At 71.6% G+C, this 21120-nt stretch carries 20 protein-coding genes; 13 read left to right on the top strand and 7 right to left on the bottom strand.

The features are described 5' to 3' along the window. Positions 1-16 precede the first annotated feature (16 nt). Positions 17-1102, bottom strand: coding sequence for a DMT family transporter (locus ACF09C_RS04475; protein WP_392088552.1), 1086 nt, complete (start codon positions 1100-1102; stop codon positions 17-19). A gap of 73 nt (positions 1103-1175) precedes the next feature. On the opposite strand from ACF09C_RS04475, the gene ACF09C_RS04470 reads away from it, so the two are divergent. Further along, on the top strand, positions 1176-2081 hold the full coding sequence (locus ACF09C_RS04470; RefSeq protein ID WP_392088550.1) for a LysR substrate-binding domain-containing protein: 906 nt from the start codon (positions 1176-1178) through the stop codon (positions 2079-2081). A gap of 29 nt (positions 2082-2110) precedes the next feature. Here the strand turns inward: ACF09C_RS04470 and ACF09C_RS04465 are convergent, their stop codons facing one another. Beyond that, positions 2111-2578: a pyridoxamine 5'-phosphate oxidase family protein gene (locus ACF09C_RS04465; protein ID WP_392088547.1), complete on the bottom strand. Its 468-nt coding sequence runs from the start codon at positions 2576-2578 to the stop codon at positions 2111-2113. Between the two features lie 210 nt (positions 2579-2788). Between ACF09C_RS04465 and ACF09C_RS04460 the strand changes: the two genes are divergently transcribed. Next, complete coding sequence (locus ACF09C_RS04460) at positions 2789-3472, top strand: cysteine hydrolase (RefSeq protein WP_392088544.1); 684 nt, start codon at positions 2789-2791, stop codon at positions 3470-3472. Here the strand turns inward: ACF09C_RS04460 and ACF09C_RS04455 are convergent. The 3 genes from ACF09C_RS04455 to ACF09C_RS04445 all read right to left on the bottom strand — a co-directional run bounded on the left by ACF09C_RS04455 (position 3459) and on the right by ACF09C_RS04445 (position 6817). Then, positions 3459-3881 (bottom strand): Rieske (2Fe-2S) protein, encoded by a 423-nt coding sequence (locus ACF09C_RS04455; RefSeq protein ID WP_362417635.1) that lies wholly within the window; start codon positions 3879-3881, stop codon positions 3459-3461. The genes ACF09C_RS04460 and ACF09C_RS04455 overlap by 14 nt on opposite strands. A 93-nt stretch (positions 3882-3974) precedes the next feature. Continuing rightward, on the bottom strand, positions 3975-6248 hold the full coding sequence (locus ACF09C_RS04450; protein WP_392088541.1) for an alpha-N-acetylglucosaminidase: 2274 nt from the start codon (positions 6246-6248) through the stop codon (positions 3975-3977). Between the two features lie 95 nt (positions 6249-6343). Further along, positions 6344-6817 (bottom strand): iron chaperone, encoded by a 474-nt coding sequence (locus ACF09C_RS04445; protein ID WP_392088540.1) that lies wholly within the window; start codon positions 6815-6817, stop codon positions 6344-6346. A gap of 197 nt (positions 6818-7014) precedes the next feature. On the opposite strand from ACF09C_RS04445, the gene ACF09C_RS04440 reads away from it, so the two are divergent. Next, positions 7015-7518 carry a hypothetical protein gene (locus ACF09C_RS04440; RefSeq protein WP_392088537.1) on the top strand — a complete coding sequence of 168 codons (504 nt, stop codon included), beginning with the start codon at positions 7015-7017 and terminating at the stop codon, positions 7516-7518. A gap of 29 nt (positions 7519-7547) precedes the next feature. On the opposite strand, the gene ACF09C_RS04435 is transcribed toward ACF09C_RS04440, so the two are convergent. Beyond that, positions 7548-8888: an MFS transporter gene (locus ACF09C_RS04435; protein ID WP_392088535.1), complete on the bottom strand. Its 1341-nt coding sequence runs from the start codon at positions 8886-8888 to the stop codon at positions 7548-7550. A gap of 193 nt (positions 8889-9081) precedes the next feature. Between ACF09C_RS04435 and ACF09C_RS04430 the strand changes: the two genes are divergently transcribed. From ACF09C_RS04430 to ACF09C_RS04395, 8 genes are all read left to right on the top strand, one after another. Beyond that, positions 9082-9915, top strand: a complete 834-nt coding sequence (locus ACF09C_RS04430; RefSeq protein WP_392088533.1) for a class I SAM-dependent methyltransferase — start codon at positions 9082-9084, stop codon at positions 9913-9915. 651 nt (positions 9916-10566) lie between these two features. Beyond that, the gene (locus ACF09C_RS04425) at positions 10567-11712 is read left to right on the top strand and encodes a M48 family metalloprotease (RefSeq protein WP_392088531.1); all 1146 of its coding nucleotides are present in this window, start codon (positions 10567-10569) and stop codon (positions 11710-11712) included. A 28-nt stretch (positions 11713-11740) separates the two neighbouring features. Beyond that, positions 11741-13942, top strand: coding sequence for a hypothetical protein (locus ACF09C_RS04420; RefSeq protein ID WP_392088529.1), 2202 nt, complete (start codon positions 11741-11743; stop codon positions 13940-13942). Between the two features lie 95 nt (positions 13943-14037). Further along, the gene (locus ACF09C_RS04415) at positions 14038-14178 is read left to right on the top strand and encodes a hypothetical protein (protein ID WP_392088527.1); all 141 of its coding nucleotides are present in this window, start codon (positions 14038-14040) and stop codon (positions 14176-14178) included. Then, positions 14178-17000, top strand: a complete 2823-nt coding sequence (locus ACF09C_RS04410) for an ATP-binding protein (RefSeq protein ID WP_392088524.1) — start codon at positions 14178-14180, stop codon at positions 16998-17000. Before ACF09C_RS04415 ends, ACF09C_RS04410 begins: the two co-directional genes overlap by 1 nt. 64 nt (positions 17001-17064) lie before the next feature. Continuing rightward, complete coding sequence (locus ACF09C_RS04405; protein WP_392088522.1) at positions 17065-17655, top strand: exonuclease; 591 nt, start codon at positions 17065-17067, stop codon at positions 17653-17655. Between the two features lie 84 nt (positions 17656-17739). After that, positions 17740-17910 carry a 50S ribosomal protein L32 gene (gene rpmF / locus ACF09C_RS04400; protein ID WP_392088519.1) on the top strand — a complete coding sequence of 57 codons (171 nt, stop codon included), beginning with the start codon at positions 17740-17742 and terminating at the stop codon, positions 17908-17910. 5 nt (positions 17911-17915) lie between these two features. Then, the gene (locus ACF09C_RS04395; protein WP_392088517.1) at positions 17916-19130 is read left to right on the top strand and encodes a GTP-binding protein; all 1215 of its coding nucleotides are present in this window, start codon (positions 17916-17918) and stop codon (positions 19128-19130) included. Positions 19131-19163: 33 nt separating this feature from the next. Here the strand turns inward: ACF09C_RS04395 and ACF09C_RS04390 are convergent, their stop codons facing one another. After that, positions 19164-19502 carry a hypothetical protein gene (locus ACF09C_RS04390; protein WP_392088515.1) on the bottom strand — a complete coding sequence of 113 codons (339 nt, stop codon included), beginning with the start codon at positions 19500-19502 and terminating at the stop codon, positions 19164-19166. A 54-nt stretch (positions 19503-19556) separates the two neighbouring features. Here ACF09C_RS04390 and ACF09C_RS04385 point away from each other — a divergent pair, with 54 nt between their 5' ends. Then, positions 19557-19850, top strand: coding sequence for a hypothetical protein (locus ACF09C_RS04385; RefSeq protein ID WP_392088513.1), 294 nt, complete (start codon positions 19557-19559; stop codon positions 19848-19850). Further along, entirely contained in the window at positions 19847-21025 is a 1179-nt protein-coding gene (locus ACF09C_RS04380) for a Gfo/Idh/MocA family protein (RefSeq protein ID WP_392088510.1), read from the top strand. Before ACF09C_RS04385 ends, ACF09C_RS04380 begins: the two co-directional genes overlap by 4 nt. The last annotated feature ends 95 nt before the right edge of the window (positions 21026-21120 follow it).

The following is a 21120-nucleotide window of genomic DNA, read 5'->3' as shown; positions in this document are numbered from 1 at the left end:
CTTCTGTGCGGGTCCGCTACGGGCGGGCGGCGGGGTGACGGTCCGGCGCAGGGTCCTGTGCCGGGTCCCGCGCCGGGGTCGGTGTCGACGTGGGGGCCGACACCGGTGCGGGGGTCGGCACCGGTGCGGGGGCCGCCGGTGTGGACCCTCGCGTGATGGGTTGCGCCGGGGACTTCGGGTGCCTCGCCGGGGCGCGGCGTTGCGTCAGGGCCGCGCCCGCGAGGACGATCGCCGCGCCGACCGGGGTGTTCCAGGCGAGCCGCTCGTCCAGGAGGGCCACGCCCGCCGCCGTGGCGATCACCGGGATGAAGTACGTGACCATCGACGCCGTCGTCGGGCCGACCTCGGCGACGACCCCGTACTGCAGCAGCATGGCGTACCCCGTGCCGAGCGCGCCCAGGGCGATCACGGCGAGCAGCGGAACGACCTCGACCGAAGTCGGCAGCGAGGTGAACAGTGGTGTCACGACCGCCAGTTGGAGTGTCGCGAGCCCCACCTGCGAGCCGGCGAGCGAGAGGTTCGACGCGCCCGAGCCGGCCAGCGTGCGGCGGACGTAGATCCAGCCGACCGCGTAGCTGAAGGAGGCGAGCAGGGCCATCGCCGTGCCCGTGACGTCCAGACCGGAGAAGCCTTGCCAGGCACCGAGCACGGTGAGGACCCCGATGAAGCCGATGCCGAGCCCCGCCGCCCGCACCCGCGTCGGGCGGTCCTCGGAGAGCGCCACCAGCGAGAGGGCCATGCCCCACAGGGGTGTCGTGGCGTTGCAGATGCCCGCGAGCGTCGAGGGGATGGTCAGCTCGGCGTACGAGAAGAGCGAGAACGGCAGCGCGTTGAGCAGGAACGCGGCCACCGTCAGATGGAACCAGGTGCGGCGGCCGCGCGGCAGCCGCTCCCGCTTGACCAGCATCGCGACGGCCAGCACCGCCGTACCGAACAACAGGCGGCCGAAGGTCACCTGGAACGGCGCGAACCCCTCCGTACCGACCTTGATGAAGACGAAGCTGAAGCCCCAGATCAGGGCGAGCACGCCGAAGCGGACCCGCCAGTCCAGCAGGCGGGGACGGTGGGCGGAGGGAGGGGGCGGAGAGGTCGCGGAGCTCATGTCCTCAGAGTGGAGGCTTCAACCTCGTAGAACAAGCGAGATTAAGTGAAGCTCTCCCCTTAGTATTGCTTACATGTTGAACCTGGAGCGCTTGCGGACCCTGGACGCCGTCGCACGGCACGGCTCGGTCAGCGGTGCGGCCGACGGCCTGCACGTCACCACCTCGGCCGTGTCGCAGCAGCTGTCCAAGCTGGAGCGGGAGATCGGCCAGCAGTTGCTGGCCAAGAACGGCCGGGGCGTCCGGCTCACCGACGCCGGCCTGCTGCTCGCCGAACACGCGGCGCGCATCCTGTCGCAGGTGGAGCTGGCCCAGGCGGACATCGAGGCGCAGCGCGGACAGGTCGTCGGCGAGGTCCGGATCGCGGCCTTCCCGACGGCCGCGCGCGGTCTCCTGCCCGGCGCGCTCGCCGCGCTGCGCAACGCCCATCCCGATCTCCGGGTGAGGACCACCGAGTTGGAGCCGGAGCAGGGTATCCGCGAGGTCCTGCGGGGCGACGCCGACCTCGCCATCGTCCTGGACTGGAGCAACAAGCGCGCCCCGGTGCCGGGCGGGCTCGAGCGCGCCCATCTCCTGGACGACGCGGCGGACGTCGCGGTGCCGGCCGGGCACCCGATGGCCGGCCGGGACGAGGTGGACCTGACCGACTTCGGTGACGACGACTGGGTCTCCTGGCCCGAGGGCGAGTTCTGCCACGACTGGCTCATGTTCACGCTGCGCTCGCAGGGCATGGAACCACGCATCGCCCATCTCGCGGGCGAGCACCACACCCAGCTCGCGCTGATCGCCGCCGGACTCGGCGTGTGCGTCACCCCGCGCCTCGGTCGCGGGCCGACCCCGGAGGGCATCGCGTTCGTGCCGGTGCGACAGAAGGTGAAGCGGCACATCTACGCGACCTGGCGCAGCGACGCCGACCGGCGGCCGTCCATCCGGGCGGCGGTCGAGGCGCTGCGGGGCGTCGGCGGTCCGCTGAGCCTCTGAGGTGCGGGCCGGCCGCAGGGTGGGGGAGGCTACAGGGCCGCCAGCTTGCGGAAGTCCCAGGAGGCGACGGCGTCCGGGGTCAGCTTGAGCCAGGCGTGCCGGCCGTCGTGCGGCATCGCGTCGAGGCCGAAGTTCTTCGCGGCGAACAGCCGCTCCGCAACGTCGAGTTCGGGGCACGGCTCACCCGTGCGCGGGGCCTCGCCGACGAAGACCGCCGTTCCCGACAGCTCGGCGCCCCTCAGTTCCCCGTACTCCACCCCGTCGTCGACGACCACCGCGATGCGCGGATCGGCGCGCAGCTCCGCCCAACGGCGGCTCCTCGTGATCGAGTAGAGCCAGAGCGAGGTCCCGTCCCAAGCGAACCAGAGGGCGCCGACATGAGGCCGGCCGTCCGCGGAGACGGTCGCGACCCGGCAGGTCCGCTGCTCGGTGAGGAACGCGTCCAGCTCGTCAGGAGTCATCATGATCCGGCGTCCACGGCGTTGTGCGACGGTCATCGTCCGCCCCTTCGCGTCATTCTGATGGAGTGTCAGAAATCATGGGCGCTCTTCCCTCCTGGGGCAAGGGTGGCTAGCCTCCCACGCCCGGAGGGCGTCGGTCGCGGCGTCGGAGGCAGCGTCGGGCGCGGGGCCGGACGCGACGCCGGGGGACAGGCCGGACAGGGAAGTCAGGGAAGTCAGGGAAGACAAGAGACAGGGGAGGCGATCATGGCCAATGCCGCGACCGGTCCGACGACCACCGTCAAACCGTGGGCGCAGCTGCAGGAACAGCTCGAACCCGCCGGAACGGTGCTGCTCACCGTCGAATGCCAGCAAGGAGTCGTCGGACGGGACAGCGCCCTGCCCGAACTGGCCGTCGCCGCACGCTCGTCGGGCGCGCTGGCCAACGTCGCCCGGCTGGTCGCCGCCGCGCACGAGGCCGACGTACAGGTCGTGCACGCCGTGGCCGAGCGCAGACCGGACGGGCGCGGCGCCAACACCAACGCCCGGTTGTTCCGGGCCGCCGCCCGGCTGCCCGTACAGCAGCACAGCGGCAGCACGGCGGTGCGGATCGCCGAACCCATCGAGGTCACCGAACAGGACCTGGTCGTACGGAGGTTGCACGGGCTCTCGCCGCTCGCCGGGACCGACGTCGACCCGCTGCTGCGCAACCTCGGCTGTCGCACGCTCGTCGTCACCGGGGTCTCGGCCAACGTCGCGATCCCCAACGCCGTCTTCGACGCGGTCAACCTCGGATACACCGTCGTCGTGCCCGGGGACGCCATCGCGGGGGTGCCGGCCGACTACACCCCCGCGATGATCCGTCACACGCTCGCGCTCGTCTCCACCGTCACGACCACCGAGGACGTGCTGCGCTGCTGGAAGAGCCCGCGGCGCGCTACGCGAGCGTGATCGAGTCGCCCTCCACCTTGATCGGGGTCGGCGGCAGCGGCGCGGTGGCGGGGCCACCCTTCACGCTGCCGTCCGACGCGTCGAACATGCTCTGATGGCAGGGGCAGGTGATCACGCCGTCGGCGACACCGCTGACCGCGCACCCCTGATGCGTGCACTTGGAGGAGAAGGCCTTGAACTCGCCAGCCTTCGGCTGCGTGATCACCACGCCCTGACCGTCGAGGACCTTGCCGCCGCCCACCGGGATGTCCGCCGTCTTCGCGAGCGCGGCCCCGGCCTCCTGCGGCGCGCCCGTCCCGGCGCCGCTGCCCTTGTCGTCCGTGCCACCGCCTCCGCAGGCGGTGAGCGCGGCCACCAGGCCCGCTCCACCCGCCGCCGCGACGACCGTCCGACGCGCCACACCACTCATCGCACTCCCCTTGCGTCCTGATCCTGATCCGGGTCGATCCTGATCCGTTTCGATCTCCTTGTGGAGTGTGTACGAGCCGGGGATCCGAAACGTTCAAACGGCCGAAGAGCCGGCGCGCAGTGCCGCGAGGACCTCGCCCGCGAGAGCGACCGGATCGCCGGTCGGCCGCGTCGGGTACGTCGCGTGACCGCGCGCCCAGGCGTCGTCCACCGCGAACCAGTCGGTCGCCGCCGGAGCCGTACCGTCGACCAGCGCACGGTCGAGACCCGCGAAGTACGTCCGCCAGCGCGGCCCGTACAGGTCCTGGACCAGACCCGACCACTCGCGGTTGGCGTAGTCGCGCAGCCCGCCCTCACTCGGCACGCGGTCGCCCCAGGTCGTCAGGATCGACCGCGCGTCGTATTCGAGCCGGTCGCGCTCGGCGGCGTCCGCGCCCCACGAGCGGGCGTCCGCGAGCCACGGCCCGACCAGGAAGCGCCGGTCGGAGCCGACCAGTCGGCCGAGCAGCTCCATGTCCGCGTTCCACTCGCCCACCAGCGCCCGGAAGGTCGTGAGCTGCTTGGCCTCGTACGCCGCTCTGATCCGGGGGAGGAGGGCGCGGCTGCGGTTGGTGAGCGCCTGGCGGGCCACGTCGACCAGGTCGTAGCGGTACGCGTCCGTGGTCCGCAGGGCCGGGGCGACCTGGAGCAGCTCGGCCAGCGCGCGTTCCACGGTCGCGGCGTCGTAGCGCATCGTGGACGGACTCCAGCGCGCGGCGCGGACCGCCGTCAGGCTCGGACGGGCGGTGAACAGGCTGTCCTGCGGCTCGCTCCAGCTTCCGGAGGGCATGCTGTACGGGCCGAGGCGCAGCTGCTCCCACGCGGCGGACGCGTGCGGGTCCTCGCCTCCGTAGCGGCGGGCCGCGTACCCGGCGAACCAGGCCGCCTGGTCGATCGGCTCGGGCCGCCACGCGAGTTCGGTGAACAGGTCGAAGGCCGCGGGGCTGACACCGGTCGCCTCGGGCAGGTACGCGATGCCGCGCAGCGCGCTGCCTGGCTTCGCCAGCCACGCGTGGAACCGGCTCAGCCACGCGCCGGTGTTGGCGCCCAGGCTGCTGTGACCGCCGAAGTTGGGGATGGTCCCGAAGGCGTACGGCGTACCGCCCCAGCGGGTTTCCCGGTCCAGGTTTTCGTACCGGTCCGAGAGGCCGTCGACGACGAGGACCCGGCCGCGGTCCACTCCTTCGAGGAGGGCCGCCGACGGATTGTTCTGCCAGCCGAGCATGACCCAGACGGCGCCGGGATGGGCGCTCTCCAGGGCCCGTTGGACGGCGCCGGCCGCGCTCGGGACATCGACCGCACCCGCGCTGCCGCCCTCGTGCAGCAGGTCCATCTTGAACATGTCCGTGGCGCCGAACCGCTCCTGCTGCACGCGGTAATAGGTGGCGGCCACCCGGTCGAACACCGGCCCCGTCGGATCCAGCCAGTCCGGGCGAGCGAACCCCACCCACGAGCCCTGCGGCACCGTGACCGCGCCCGGGTTGCGGTCGGCGAAGCCGGGCGGCACCGTGCCGAAGTAGCCCGGCAGGACGGGGGTCATGCCCAGCGCGCGCAGCCGGTCGGCGATCTGGCGGCCCAGTTCCGCGCGGGCGTCGACCAGTTGGCGGGAGACCGGGCCCGCGAAGCCGGACAGGTTCTGCAGCAGCCACCAGCCCTGGTGGGCCGGGCCCGGGATCCACGCGCGCAACTCGGCTTCGGTGTAGCCGAATTGCCGGAAGGTCTCCTGGTAGGTGTACTCGGCGCCGGTCGGCACGAAGACCTCGTTCACCCCGTGCAGTGCCAGCAGGTCGATGTCGCGCTGGTACGAGGCGAAGTCCCGGTACGCGCCGGAGTAGCCCTCGTCGGTGTCGTTCAGGGCGTAGCGGTGGGGCACGCTCGCCGAGCGCGTGACCTCGCCCTCGACCGCCGGGAGCGTGGCGGGCAGGCGGCCGATGCTGTCACCGGGCCAGCCGATGTCCACCCCGGCGACATGCTCCAGGTACCAGCCGACGCCGGTGAGCAGCGTGGCCGGTGACGTGCCCCGTACGACGATGGCCCCGGCCCGGCCGGAGACGGCGAACGAGTCCTCCTTCGAGCCGGGCGCCCGGGGGACCGGGACGAGCGTGAACTGCGCGGCCCGGGACGGCAGCAGACGCTCCAGGGCGTCGCGGGCGGGGGCGGTGTCGAAGGCGGCGGCTCGGGTGGGGGTGGTGGTGAAGGCCAGTGCCGGCGTGGCGGGGGTCCGGGGGGTGGCGGGGGTCGGGGTGGCGGGGAGCGCCAGCGCGGTCGTCGCGGCCAGCGCCACGACGGCGAGCGTCCTACGGCATCGAAGGACGAGGTGACTGCCCATCCAGTGTGCTCCTCGGATTGGTTGACGCATGATCAACCCACTGTCCGACGAACGACCGGCCCCGCGACGCAGGCGGAGCCGGTGTCCGGCGGCGCTCATCCGTGCGGGCGAAGCACGGCCTGCCGCACCAGCTCGCCGACGCGCGCCTCCACCTCGGGCGTCACCTCCGTGACGGCGAAGCCGGCGGACCACATGGGGCCCGAGTCCAGCCGCGCCAGGTCGCTGAAGCCGAGCGTGGCGTAGCGCGCCTTGAACTTCTCCGCGCTCTGGAAGAAGCAGAGGACCTTGCCGTCCAGCGCGTAGGCGGGCATGCCGTACCAGAGCTTCGGCGCGAGGGCGGGGGCGGCGGCGGTGATGACGGCGTGCAGGCGCTCGGCCATCGTCCGGTCCGAGTCCTGCATCTCGGCGATCTTCGCGAGTACGGCGCGCTCCGCCTCCGCCGCCTTGTCGGCGCGCGAGCCCGGCCGCGCCGCTGCCCGCAGCTCCTCCGCGTGGTCCTTCATCGCGGCGCGCTCCTCGGCGGTGAAACCCTCGTGGTTCTTGCTCGTCCGGTTCGTCGTGCTGGTCATGACCACTCCCGTCGTCGCGGGCCGGGCGGCCCGTTCGCTGTGGTCACAGCCTCGCCCGGCGGGGGTACGGGCCGCCTCCGTGCCGACCACGGAATCCACCACGGAGAGCGGGTGCGTGGACCGCCCCGAACCGTCACCCACCCGGAACCGTGGCGGCCTGTTCCCCCTCTCGTAGAGCGAGCCGGAGGGAGGCCCCGATGACGAGTGACTTCACCAGCAGAGGCATGGCAGGCGGCATGGGCAGGAGGGTGGGAGGACTCCGGTTGGCGTGCGCGGTCACGCTCGCCGCGGTGGTGGCGGAAGTCGCCGTCTGGGTCCTGGGCGCCTTCGTCGTCGCGCCCACCGGTCTTGACGAGTCGACCGCGTTCGCGGGGCGCGGGGAGGCGGTGGCGCGGCTCGCCGTCTCGGCCGGTGTGCTGGCCCTCCTGCTGGGCGCCTGGGTGGCCGTCGCACTGTGGATGCGGGCCGGACGCGGCTGGGCCCGGATGGTTCTGACCGTGCTCGGTGCGGGGCTCCTGATGTTCCGGATCGGTGACTTCAGCATGGGCGGCATGGGCGGCATGGGCGGCATGGACGGTATCGGCGGCGTGGGGCCCGGGTGGTGGGTCGCGTGCAACGCCCTGCCCGACCTCCTGGCTGCGGCCGCGGTCGTACCGATGTGGCTGCCCGGAAGCCGCCCCCACGCCCGGCCCGCCGTTTGATCCCTGCTCTCCGATGCGTGCGGGCCGCTTCAGCGGTCCAGCTCCTTGTGTGCGGTCTCCGGCAGCCGCAGGTACACCGCCGAGGAGACCAGACACAGGATCGCGACGTACCAGGGGAACAGCTCCGGCCGGTCCAGCTCCTTGAAGAGCGTGCCGACGTACGGCGCTGTTCCGCCGAAGACGGCGACCGTCAGCGAGTACGGGAAGCCGATCCCGGCCGCGCGGACGCGGGCGGGGAACAACTCGGCGTTCACGGCCGCCGAGATCGAGGTGAAGCCGGTCAGCAGCACCATCCCCGCGCACTGCACCAGCAGGAGCGAGCCGAACGAGCCGTCGAGCGCGCGCAGCAGCGGTACGCCGAGCAGCGCGAAGCCGATGCCGAAGAAGAGCAGGAGCGGCTTGCGGCCGAACCGGTCGGAGAGCAGCCCGCCGACCGGCTGCAGCAGGGCGAAGAACGCCAGCGACAGTGTCCCGGCGAGCAGCGCGTCCGCCTTGTCGATGCCGGTGTTGAGCTCCGCGTACGTCGGCAGGTAGGAGGTCCACGTGTAGTACGCGAGGGTTCCGCCGGCCGTGACGCCGCCGATCAGCAGCGAGGCGCGGGGGTGGCGCCGCAGCGCCTCGAAGAGGCCCGGTCGGGGCGCTTCCTGGCGCGCGACGTCGTGGGTCTCCTCGGCGCCGCGGCGGATCCAGAAGCCGGCGAGGCTCAGCACGGCTCCGAGGAGGAAGGGGATCCGCCAGCCCCAGCCGTTCATCCGGTCGTCCCCGAGCACGGCGACGAGCAGTGCGGCCGTACCGGAGGCGGCGAGCTGTCCGGCGGACGTCGAGACGTACTGGAAGGACGAGAAGAGTCCGCGGCGCCGGGGCCCCGCGGACTCGACGAGGAAGGTGGTGGAGGCCGCGAACTCCCCTCCCACCGACAGACCTTGGAGCAGTCGGGCGGTCACGAGCACGACGGGAGCGAGCACGCCGGCGGCGGCGTACGTCGGGGTGAGGCCCACCAGCAGGCTGCTGCCGCCCATGAGGAGGATGGTGACGGTGAGCGCGGTCCGCCGGCAGTGCCGGTCGGCCACGGCGCCCATGAGGAGGCCCCCGACGGGCCGCATGAAGAAGCCGACGGCGAAGACGGCGAACGTCGACAGGAGCGGTACGAGCGAGTTGCCGGACCCCTGAGGGAAGACCTGGGTGGCGATGTAGGCCGCGAGGAAGGTGTACGCGTACCAGTCGTACCACTCCACCGCGTTGCCGACGGAGGCCGCCAGCAACTGGCGCAGCGGGCGTGGGCGTGAGCGCGGGGGCGGGGGCGGTGGGACGACCGTGGGCCGGCCGGGGGTGGCGGGTCCGAGTCCGGCGGCGGAAGGGGTGTCTGTCATGATCGCGACCTGCCCCGGCTCCGCACTCCGTACGCCCGAGATCCAGCCGACTCCCAGGCACCGGGGCAGCGCCCCTTGGGCCGATCGGCTCAGACGCGGCGCGCCTCGGCCGGTGGCGCCCCAGCGTGTGAAGAGATCCGGCCATGACACAGTGCGAAGACCCCATGCTTCCGCTCCTGCCGGGGCGGGCGAGGTGAGCGTCCCCGAGCCCGGGGACGCGCGGGGGAGCGGGCGTTACGGCGAGGCGGTGTTCCGCCCCGAGCAGGCGGGCGAGGGCGAGCGCATCGACTTCGGCGCGCTCGCGTACGACGACATCACGATGGCCCGGCTCCGAGCCCTGGGTGCCGGCCCCGGGTGGCACTGCCTCGACGTGGGCGCCGGGACGGGCACGGTCTCCCGCAGGCTCATTGAGGAGGCCGGGGTGGCGAGCGTCCTCGCGGTCGACCGCGACGTGCGGTTCCTCCGCGAGCGGCCCCTGCCGGGGCTCGACGTACGCGAAGCCGACGTCACGGCACCGGACTTCGCCCCGGGCCGTTTTCGGCTGGTCCACGCGCGCTTCGTCCTGATGCACCTCCCCGAACACGAGCGGCTCGTCGGCCGCCTCGCCGAACTCGTCGCGCCCGGTGGCGTACTGGTCCTCAGCGACGCGGTCGACCTGACCGGCGACCGTACGCCCGACTCGCCGTACACCGAGGTGATGCGCGCGATGTGGCGGGGCCTGCGCGACACCATCGGCACGGACGTCTCCTGGGTGCCGTCCTACCCGCAACTGCTTCGTGCGGCCGGGCTCGTACCGGTCGCCGCCGACATCCACGTACCGCCACTCGAACCCGGCAGCCCCATCAGCCGCTTCTGGGCCGACACATGGGACCGCAGCCGAGCCGCGATGCGCGCCACCGGACTCGTCGACGACGCGGCCGTCGACGCGGCGATCCGCTATCTGGACTCCGAGGACTGCGCCGCGCTCTCGGCCGGCATGCTCACGGCCTGGGGCCGCAAGCCGGGCATGGACACGACGACTCCCTGAGCATGCTATGCCGAATACGCAAGTGGACAACGCCTGTTCGGTTGAGTAACGATGGCGCTTTCTTCAAAGGCCAGTGCGACTGCTGTCATTACCGGGGGATGGGGACGGGACTCGACATGTCCGTCGCCACTGGTCGCGCCACGCAGTTGTCCGAGGCCCTCGCATACGCGGCCAGGCAGCAACGCTGCCCTGTCGCGGCCTTGAAAGGGAACCTTGGTGAGTCACCCGACGGATCCGTACGCGTCGAACGAAGGGCAGCAGGAGCCACCCGCACCGCCGCAACCTCCCCTGCCGCACGGGGGATACGGTCCGCCACCGCACCAGCAGGTGCCCCAGCCGCCCGCGGCGCAGGGCCCGCCGCCTCAGGGGTACCCTCCCCAGCCCGGGTACGGAGCACAACCGCAGCCGGGGTACGGAACCCAGCAGCCGCAGCCTGAGTACGGGAACCAGCAGCCGCAGCCTGGGTACACGCAGCAGCAGCCTCAGCCTGGCTACGGAACCCAGCAGCCTCAGCCCGGGTACGGAACCCAGCCCGGTTACGCGCCTCAGCCCACCTACGGGGCGCAGCCCCAGCCGGGTTACGCACCTCAGCCCGGCCAAGCGCCGCAGCCTGGGTACGCGCCCCAGCCGCAGCAGCAGCCTCAGCCCGGCATGCCGCCTCAACAGGCCGCGCCCTACGCGCAGTACGGGCAGTACGGGCAGCCCGCGCAGGGTTTCGCCCCGCAGCAGCCGGTCGGCCAGCAGCCCGCCCCGCCCGCCCCCGCGCAACAGCCGTACCTCGCCGAGGGATACGCCGGTCAGACGCCTCCGTCGCAGGCCCCTGCCCCGGCCCCGGTCCCCGTGCCGACGCAGGGATACCCCCCTGTTCAGGCCCCCACGGGTCCTCCGCCACCCGCGTACACGCCCGGCCCCGACGTCCATGTCCAGCCGGTCCAGCGACGGGCCGACGCGACGGCCCTGACGACCCTGTTGCTGATGCTGCCGAACTTCCTCGGCAGCCTTCTGGTCGTGTGGGCGGTCTCCGCGCTGATGCCCACCGGTGTCGACGTGGCCTTCATCATCGTCTGGTTGGCCTCCGGCGCATTCGTCTTCTACCGCCCGGCCGAGAGGCTGTTCGCCAAGACGCTCCTCAGGTGGCGTGAGCCGACCGGGGCCGAACTCGCCGCGCTGCGGCCGCTCTGGGACGAGGTGATGGCCAGGGCGAACATCAAGAATCCTGCGGCGTACGAACTCTGGATCGAGGACAAGGAGGAGATCAACGCCGCTGCCGCCGCCGGCCACATGGTCGGCGTGACCCGTTGGTCCCTGCACCACCTCCCGCCGGAGAGGCTCACGGCAGTCCTGGCGCATGAGCTCGGTCACCACGTCGGAGGCCATGCATGGGCCGGTCTGCTCGGTCTGTGGTACGCCCTTCCGGGCCGGGTCGCCAGGCGCGTGGCGGGCTGGGTACTCCGCGTCGTCGCCGTTGTCGCCCAGGTCGTTCCGCTCCTCGGTTGCCTGGTCGGTCTCGTCTTCGTGGGCCTGGTGATCGCCGTCGCGGTGACATTCCCGCCGGTGCTGATCGTGTTCGTCACGCCGTACCTGCTCGCTTGGGCAGGGCGCGCGGCCGAACTGCGTGCTGACCGCACGGCTGCGGAACTGGGTTACGGCCCGCTGCTGCACGCGGTGTTGAGCGGCTGGCAGGCGTTCGATGCCGAGAGGGCGGAGGAGAAGCTCCTGGAGCGCCTCATGGCCACGCACCCCCCGATGCATCAGCGCATCCGCGAACTGGAGAAGTTCGCCGACGCAGCCCGCTGAGCGACGCGCCCGACCAGGAGTTCATGTCATGACCGTTCAACCGAACGAAGCACGCGCGGAAGTGGAGCCGCTGTCCCGGCTGTTCGACCCGGGACAGCGGATCGGCTGGGTCTACCGTGACGCCGAGGCCTTCCGCCACGCGTTCACCCAGCCGCCGCCCGCACCCGTCGACGTTCCCGAGACGCTGCTGAACCGGGCGCGCGCCGCCCGCCTGAACACCGCGGACCGGAAGGGGACCGCCCTGAAGGTCGGCGGCGGCCTCACCGCGTTCTTCCTGCTGGTCTCCCTGTTCGCCGGGGGGATCGGACTGTTGCTGGCGGCCGTGAGCGCCGCCGGCGCCGTCGTGCTGTACACACAGTCCGGCGGCGCCGCGACGACGGCCGACCAGAAGGTGGAGCAGGTCCGCCACGAGCTGGCGCAGCGGTACCAGCACGAGTCCGCCGCGTGGACCCATGCCAAGTCCCAGTTCGAGTACACCGAGGACCAGCGCATCCGCGGTCTCGACGTCTGGGGCGCTCTCCCGGTCGGCACCGGGAACGCGCGTCTCGACGTGTTCGGCGGAACGCGCCGCAGCCGGGAGGGTTTCCTCACTGTCTTCGGCGCCTCGACGCTGCGCGAACGTCCGCTGATCGTGCTGGACCTGACGCAGTCTCAGATCTGCCGGGAGCTGTCGATCCTCTCCGCGGAGATGGGTGCCCCCGTCGACGTGCAGTTGCTGCCCAGCCAGCAGCCGCAGAGCAGCATCCTCGACGGTCTGCAGCCGGCCGAACTGGTCGACGCGCTCGTCGAGGCCGTCTACGGGGACACGTCGGAGGCCACCCGAGCGGGCCGCAGCATGGACAGCCGGATCCTCAACCGACTCTGCGAGGCCCTGGGCGATGACGTCACGCCGGCCAGGATCGCCGCCGGGCTGCGGGCGCTGCTCGGCGATCTCGACGACAGCGGCACTCTGACCCGCGCCGAGCGCAACCGCATCTCGGACGACCTGCTCCCGGACAAGAGCAAGGACCAGATTCGCGAAGGGCTGATGCGTCTGGAGTCGTTCGTCCAGCCGTTGGCGGGTCTTGGCACGGAGCGGGCGGGGCGCGGCCCCGGCTACCTCACGTGCTTCAGCCTCGACCGGACGACGGGCAGCGCCAGCGTCGAACTCCTCACCGATCTGGCCATCCTGAGCGTGGCGCGTCGTCTCTCGACCCTCGTCGAGGAGCAGGCCCCGGCCGTGGTCGTGGCGCTCGGCGAGCACGAGGTGCAGCGACGTCACCTGGAGCAGCTCGCCCGTGTCTGCGAGTGGCGCGGCGCGCAGTTGACCGTCATGCACGCCCATCTGCGGGAGACCGCCCGCGACATGATCGGTGGCGGGGCCGTGGCGTTCATGCGCCTCGGCAACCACCAGGAGGCGGGCGTCGCGGCGGACTTCCTCGGGCGCGACTACAAGTTCATCCTGCACTCCCTGACGGACACCCAGGGTGAGAGCGTCAGCGACTCGGTGACCCACACGACGGGCACCTCCACCTCCACCGCGACCTCGGTCGGCTTCTCGCGTTCCTGGGGGGAGAACTGGGGCACCAGCTCCTCCAGTACCTACTCCGACGGCTTCGGCTTCCCGACCAGCACCACCAGTGGTTCGAGTTCGGGTGGCAACTACTCGGAGTCGGAGAACCGTAGTGTGACCAAGACGTTCGGCACGAACGAGTCGACGGCGCACACGAAGGGCACGACCGTCAGTACGAGCGACGGGACGACGACGCAGCGCGTGTACGAATACGTACTGGAGCCGACGCAGTTGCAGGGGCTCGCGGAGTTCAGTCTCGTCTTCGTCGAGCGCGGCCCGGACGGAGCCGTCAGGACCCATGCGGCCGTGTGCAACCCGAACATCGTGAAGCTGGAGCGCTTCAGCAACCAGCCGTTGGTCGAACTGCCGTTGCCGCAGCAGGTCGCCGTACCGCCCCAGCGGCCCGCCGCTGCCCCGGCGCAGCCCGCACAGGCCCCGCCGCCCCAGGCGCCCACCCACCCGGTGTACGAGCCGCAGCCCGCGCCGGGCGGTCAACCCCACGGCGGCGCGTACGGCGTGTACGGCGCCCAGCCGACCGGGCAGCCGCAGCAACCGGCATGGCCCTGGCCCCAGGGCGGCGCCCCGCAGCAGGCGCCCGGCTCCTGGCCGCCCCAGGCGCCGCCGGCCCAGCCGCACCAGCAGCAGTGGCCCGGCCAGGGCTGGCCGCCGCAGCAGTAGCCGCACCGTCGTGGGGTCGCCGCATCCGCGGTGGCCCCACGGCTGTCGGACAGTACAACTAGGATCGATCTCAAGATCGAATCGATGGGGGAGTCGTGCCGACCGTCCTGCGTGAACTCGAAGACGACCATCTCAGGGACGGTGCCTCGGGCGTGTCCTTCCCCGGCATGTCCTTCCCTGGCATGTCCGAGCGGATCGCGTCCGCGTTCCCGCAGCCCGGGCGGGAGCGCCTCTGATGTGGAGCACGCACGAGAACCAGGCAGCGCACTCCGTCCTGGGCATGCCGACCTACCGGCTGACCGAAGTGCCGCGCGCGAGGCAGGACTCCTCCCGCCCCGCCGACCGCGAGGACGAACTGCGCGCCCAGCGATTCGCCGCGCTCGTCTCCGCGTGCCACACCACCGGCTCCGCGGCCGACGCGGCCGCGCCACCGGCCGGACGTATCCTGCTCAGCTGGTCCCGTCCCTCGGCCGCGCGCTCCGTCGATGTCCTCCTCGGCGGCTCGTCCCTCGTCGGCAGTGCCGACGCCGCCGACCCGGAGACGGTCCTGCTGCGGCTCCCCGCAGGTGCGCGGGCCCGGCGGACGCCGCCTGGGAGCTTCAGCGAGGCCATGGCCCGCTTCCCCTACTGGACCGCCATATCCGGGGTCGCGGACGGGCTGCTGGTCGAGGACGAGCCCCGGGATCGGGGGACGACCCGCGTCCGCCCCACCCTCGAGGACAGCCTCCTCGGTGTCTGGCAGGACTCCTTCGCCTGGCTGGTGGTGGCCGACCCGGTCGCGGCGGACGAACTCGACGACATGGTCGGCGAGACGGCCGACCGGCAGCGGCGCGTGAAGTCCAAGGCCGAGAGCTCCCCCGAGTACGGCCTCGAACTCGCCCGGCTTGAGCACCGGCACAAGGAACTGTCCAGGGCGGGGGCCACCGGCCTGTGGCGGGTCCGTCTCCTTGCCGGCGCCGCCACCGTGGAAGACGCGCACAGGGTCGCGGCCCTGGTCTGCGCCTCGTCGGATCTCGAAGGGCTGCCGTACGCGCTGAAGCCGACCGGACTCGTGTCCGATCTGTCCAACCTCATCGGCGCCACCCTGCAGGAGGGTGCCGGTTTCCCCTTCCACGCGAGTTCCGACCTGCTGGCAGCCGTGGCCCGTACCCCGTCGCAGGAGATTCCCGGCGTACGGTTCGCACTCCGCCCCGAGTTCGACGTCACCCCGGAGCACGCCGCCGCGCAGTACGCGGCCCCGCAGCACGCCGCCCCGGGTGTGCGACCGGCCGCCGCGCCGATCCGCCTCGGGTCGATCCTGGACCGCAACCGCAGCCCGGTCGGCGATCTGGACCTGCCCCGCTCCACGCTCAACCGGCACACCTTCGTCTGCGGCGCGACCGGCGGAGGCAAGTCGCAGACGGTCCGCGGTCTGCTCGAAGCGGCCACGCGCGAGGGCCTGCCGTGGCTGGTCGTCGAGCCGGCGAAGGCGGAGTACCGGTTCATGTCCGCGCGGCTCGGGGACGAGGACGAGGTCATCGTCATCAAGCCCGGTGACCGCGACGCGCTCCCCGCCGGACTGAACCCGCTGGAACCCTCGTTCTTCGCGGGCGGTGAGCGCTTCCCCCTGCAGACCCACCTGGACATGGTCCGTGCGCTCTTCCTCGCCTCCTTCGACCCGCAGGAACCGTTCCCGCAGGTACTGAGCGCCGCGCTGACCCGGTGCTACGAGGACCTCGGATGGGATCTCACCCTCGGCGAACCGAAGGTCGCCGGGACGGAGCCGCGCTACCCGACGCTCGAGGACCTGGAGCACACGGCGCTCCAGATCGTGTCCGAGATCGGCTACGGCAAGGAGATCACCGACAACGTCCAGGGCTTCATCAAGATCCGGCTCGCCAGTCTCCGACTCGGCACCACGGGGCGGTTCCTGGAGGGAGGCCACCCGATCGACTTCGGTGAACTCCTCAAGCGCAACGTGGTCTTCGAGATCGAGGACGTCGGGGACGACAAGGACAAGGCGTTCCTGATGGGCACGATCCTGATCCGGCTCATCGAGTACCTGCGGATGGAGCAGCGCACGACCCGGCGGCTCTCCTTTCCCCTGCGCCACCTGACCGTCTTCGAGGAAGCCCACAGGCTCCTGCGCAGGTCGGAGGAGGGCGGTGCGAGTTCCCACGCCGTGGAGATGTTCGCCGGTCTGCTCGCCGAGATCCGGGCCTACGGCGAGGGACTGGTGATCGCCGACCAGATCCCCAGCAAGCTCGTCCCCGACGTCATCAAGAACACCGCCGCCAAGGTCGTCCACCGCCTGCCGGCGCAGGACGACCGCGAGGCCGTCGGCGCGACCATGAACATCACCGAGGCCCAGTCGGAGTACCTGGTCACGCTCAAGCCCGGCGAAGCGGCCGTGTTCACCGACGGCATGGACTATCCGCTCCTGGTCCGCATGCAGGACGGCACGGCACGCGAGGACGCGGCGGCGATCCGTCCGGCCTCCCCCGCGCCGATGATCGCGACGCGAAGCCGGGCGTGCGGCACGGACTGCGGCACGGCACCGTGCACGCTCCGGCAACTGCGCACCGCGCAGCGCCTGAACGAAGAGGACGAACTGCGGATCACGCTCTGGGCGGAGATGGCGGTGGCGGCCCATCTGCTGAGCTGGACCACGCCGCTGCCCGGTGAGGCCATGCGCCGCGCCCTCGCCCCCTACTGGTCCGCGCACCGGCGTGTGGTCGAGTGCGCCATCGGGCAGGCGGTCGACCGCGCGGTCCACAGCCGCGTCGGAGCCGCGTCCTCACCGGACGCCCTGGCGGAGCACGTGGCCTGGGTGATGCGGGCCCAACTCGACGGGTACGACCCCTGCCCGGTCGCCGAGCCGCACTGGAAGGCCCGCAAGGGCACGAGGACGCGGCAGTTCTACCACGGGCGGTACGCGCCGTCGGTGCTGGAGAAGCTGGTGGGCTGCACGGACCCGTCGGAGGAATGGGCCAAGCGTTTCGCCCGCACGCTGGCGTGTTTCGACCGCAGGCCCCGCAAGCCGGTGCCGCCGGAACAGTCCACGGGGGAGACGAAGTGAGCGAGCTCGATGAGGTTCGGGTTCCCGACAGGGGTGCGCACGTGGTCCTGAGGAGGGTGGCGTAATGGCGAAAGCCGAGTTCTACGTGTCGGCCGATGTGGAGGCCGACGGGGCCGTGCCCGGGCCGTTCTCGATGTCGAGTTTCGGGCTCGCGGTCGCGGGGGTGCACGACGGGGCAGGGTTCACGGCGTGTGACCCCGCCGAGCGGACGTTCTACGCCGAACTCAAGCCGATCAGCGACCGCTACGACCCCGAGGCCTTGGCGGTCAGCGGGCTGGATCGTGAGCGGTTGGTCCGGGAGGGGCAGGATCCCGCGCAGGCGATGAACGCTGCTGCCGGTTGGCTCGCGGGGGTGGCCGAGGAGCTGGGCGCCGTTCCCGTGTTCGTCGCGTATCCGCTGGGCTACGACTGGATGTGGATGTACTGGTACTTCATGCGCTTCGCGGAGGCCGGCTCGCCGTTCGGGCACTCCCGCTGCCTGGATGTGAAGACGCTGTACGCCGCCAAGGCTGCGGTGCCGATCCACCGGGCGACGAAGCGGTCGATGCCGCGCGACCTGCTGTCCTCGCGGCCCCACACCCACAACGCCCTGGACGACGCGATCGAGCAGGCCGAGCTGTTCCAGAACCTGATGAGGTGGGAAGTCGAGGTCTGAACGGGGGCTGGGCGCAAGACTTCGTAATGACATCCATTTTCATGTACGGTGTTGGTCGTTCCCCTGCTCCCTCGGAGGTAGATCATGGCCGTCCCCAAGCGGAAGATGTCCCGCAGCAACACGCGTCACCGTCGCGCGCAGTGGAAGGCGACGACGCCCGCGCTCGTGCCGGTGACGGTGGACGGGGCCGTGTACCTCGTGCCGCAGCGGCTGCGGAAGGCGTACGAGCGCGGTCTGCTGCGTCCCGAGGGATGATCGTGATGGGCGACACCGCAGACCGGCGACTGCCGGTGACCGTGCTGTCGGGCTTTCTCGGCGCCGGCAAGACCAGCCTGCTCAACCACGTGCTCAGCAACCGTGACGGCCTGCGAGTCGCGGTCATCGTCAACGACATGAGCGAGATCAACATCGACGCCGCGCTCGTGCGGGGTGGCGAGGCGGCGCTGTCCCGCACGGAGGAGCGGCTGGTCGAGATGACGAACGGGTGCATCTGCTGCACCCTGCGCGACGACCTGCTCGAGGAGGTCGACCGGCTCGCCCGCGAGGGCCGCTTCGACTACCTGCTCATCGAGTCCAGCGGGATCTCCGAGCCGATGCCGGTCGCCGCCACCTTCGCGTTCCCGCGCGACGACGGTGCGACCCTCGGTGAGCTGGCCCGCCTGGACACCATGGTCACCGTGGTCGACGCCGCCAACTTCCTCCCCGAGCTGGCGGGCGGCGACGGTCTCGCCGAGCGCGGCCTCGACCAGTACGAGGAGGACGAGCGGACGGTCAGCGACCTGCTGATGGACCAGATCGAGTTCGCCGATGTCATCGTCCTGAACAAGCTCGACCTCGTGGCCCCCGAGGAAGCAGCGCGCCTGCGGGCCGCCCTGGCGCGACTCAACCCGGCCGCCCGGCTGCTGACCGCCGTCCGGGGCCAGGTCGCGCCCGGGGACATCCTGGGGACCGGCCTGTTCGACCTGGAGCGCGCGCAGGAGGCGCCGGGCTGGGTCATGGAGCTCAACGGCGATCACGTGCCGGAGACCGAGGAGTACGGGATCTCCAGCATCGTGTTCCGCTCCGGGCTGCCGTTCCATCCGGGTCGCCTGTTCACCTTCGTGACCGAGGGGCTCGACAGCGGCACGTACGGCACGATCCTCCGCTCCAAGGGCTTCTTCTGGCTGGCCAGTCGGCCCCATGTCACGGGCCTCTGGTCGCAGGCCGGTTCCGTCGCCCGCTTCGAACCGTCCGGAGCCCGCGACGGCGACGGCCATGGGCAGGAACTGGTGTTCATCGGCACCGGACTGCGCGCCGATGCCCTGAGGGCGGCACTGGCGGCCTGCCTGATGGCCGAGGGCGAGCGCGTGCCCGTCGTCGATCCCTTCCCCGACTGGGCCACGCAGGGAATCGGCGACACCTGCGAGTACGAGCACGACCACGAGCATGACCATGAGCGGGAGGGGCACGCGCTCCCCGCGCTCGCGCAGTCCTGACACACTCCGGGCCGAGCGGTGGTCAGACCCCGGTCAGGGGCACTGTCCCGGGGCCGTCAACGGCCACTGGAGGATCACATAGCCGCGATGCGGGACGTCGGCCTCGACGTGTACGCGCGGTCCGACTCGCCGTACCGGCACCGGCACCGGCTCCTTGAGGGGTTCCAGGAGCACCGCTGTCGGATCGGCGGCGGTCGTCACGACAGGGCGTGCCGGGTCGGCGGACCCGTTGGCGACGGCCAGCCGCCGCATGCCGTCGACTGTGCCGTACTGCGGGATCAGGTGCGGTCCGCCCGTGATCAGGGGGAGTTCGGAGCCGAGGAAGCCGACCGCACGCTGGGCCAGGTGCTGTCCGTCGTCGCAGCGGCCCAACGAGTCGGGTGCGCACGCGGCCAGGGTGACGACCCGCCCGCCGAGGCTGTTGGTGTGGGCGACCCGGCCGTCGCCCCAGCGGTCACCCCGTGGTGTGAGGACCGGACGGAGACGGAGCTGATGAAGATCGCCCGGATCAACCCGACCACGGGCTACTTCTCCGACACCGACGCCAACAAGGGCGCCTCGGCGTCCGGCGACTTCTACACCGCTCTCGGGGACATCGTCGCCGGGCGCAAGCCCCTCTCCTCCTTCGAGAAGGAGATCCTGCCCAAGTGGCGGCGTTCCGCGGGCGACGCGATCCGCCGCGAGTACGAGAAGGCCCTCGCCCAGGGCGGTGCCAAGTGACCGACGACCTGCGCATAGGCGTCATCGGCCTCGGTCTTCGCGGCAATCTCGCCAAGTCCGCCCATCGTCCGGGCCGAGGCTCGGTCGTCGCCGCGGTCGCCGACCTCGACCCGGGAGTCCGGGCGAGGGTTCCCGAGCGCTTTCCCGGCGCGAAGGTGTTCGGCGACCACAAGGCGCTGCTGGACGACGCCACCCTTGACGCCGTCGTCGTCGCCACTCCGGACGACACCCACGAGGCGGTCGCCTGCGACGCCCTGGAAGCGGGCAAGGCGGTGTACGTGGAGAAACCCCTCGGGATCACCGTCGAGCAGTGCGACACGATTCTGCGCACCGCGTACGAGACCGGCAGTCGCCTCTACGTCGGTCACAACATGCGGCACATGGGCGTCGTGCGCCTGATGCGCGACATCATCGCCCGCGGCGACATCGGTGAGCCGAAGACCGTCTGGGTACGGCACTTCGTCTCGTACGGCGGTGACTACTACTTCAAGGACTGGCACGCCGACCGCCGCCGCACGACGGGGCTGTTGCTGCAGAAGGCGGCCCACGACATCGACGTGATCCACTGGCTGGCCGGCGGATACACGCAGCGCGTCAACGCGCTCGGAGACCTGATGGTCTACGGCGACCTGCCGCGGCGTGCGGCGGGCACACCACGGCCGGAAGGCTGGCTGCGCGCCTTCGAGTGGCCGCCGGGCGCGCGCACGGACCTGCGCCACATCGTGGACGTCGAGGACGTCTCGGTCATGAACATGCGCCTGGACAACGGGGTGGTCGCCGCCTATCAGCAGTGCCACTTCAGCCCCGACTACTGGCGCAACTACACGGTCATCGGCACCGAGGGCCGGTTGGAGAACTTCGGCGACCGGCCGGGCGACGAGGTCCGCGTGTGGAACACCGGGCCGAGCGACTACCGGCCCGACGCCGACGCGATCCACAAGGTGCCGGACGCGGAGGGCGGACACGGCGGCGCCGACGCGCGGATCATCGAGGAGTTCTGCCGCTTCGCCCGCCACGGCGGCGCCACGGACACCTCGCCGGTCGCCGCCCGGATGAGTGTGGCCGCTGGGGTCATGGCGACGCGCTCGCTGCGCGAGGACGGTGCGGCGTACGAGGTGCCGCCGCTGGACCCGCACCTGATCGCCTATTTCAGGGACGGACAGCGGCGTCGGTAAGGCGTGGGAAGCGGTTCCGTCGAAACCACGGGAGATCACCCTCGATTACCATGTGTGTTTTATGTCGAAGGCCGGCAGCACGGGCCCTGCACCAT

The organism is Streptomyces sp. NPDC014870 (assembly GCF_043081505.1).
Lineage (GTDB): Bacteria > Actinomycetota > Actinomycetes > Streptomycetales > Streptomycetaceae > Streptomyces.
This window is presented reverse-complemented; position numbering and strand designations above follow the sequence as displayed.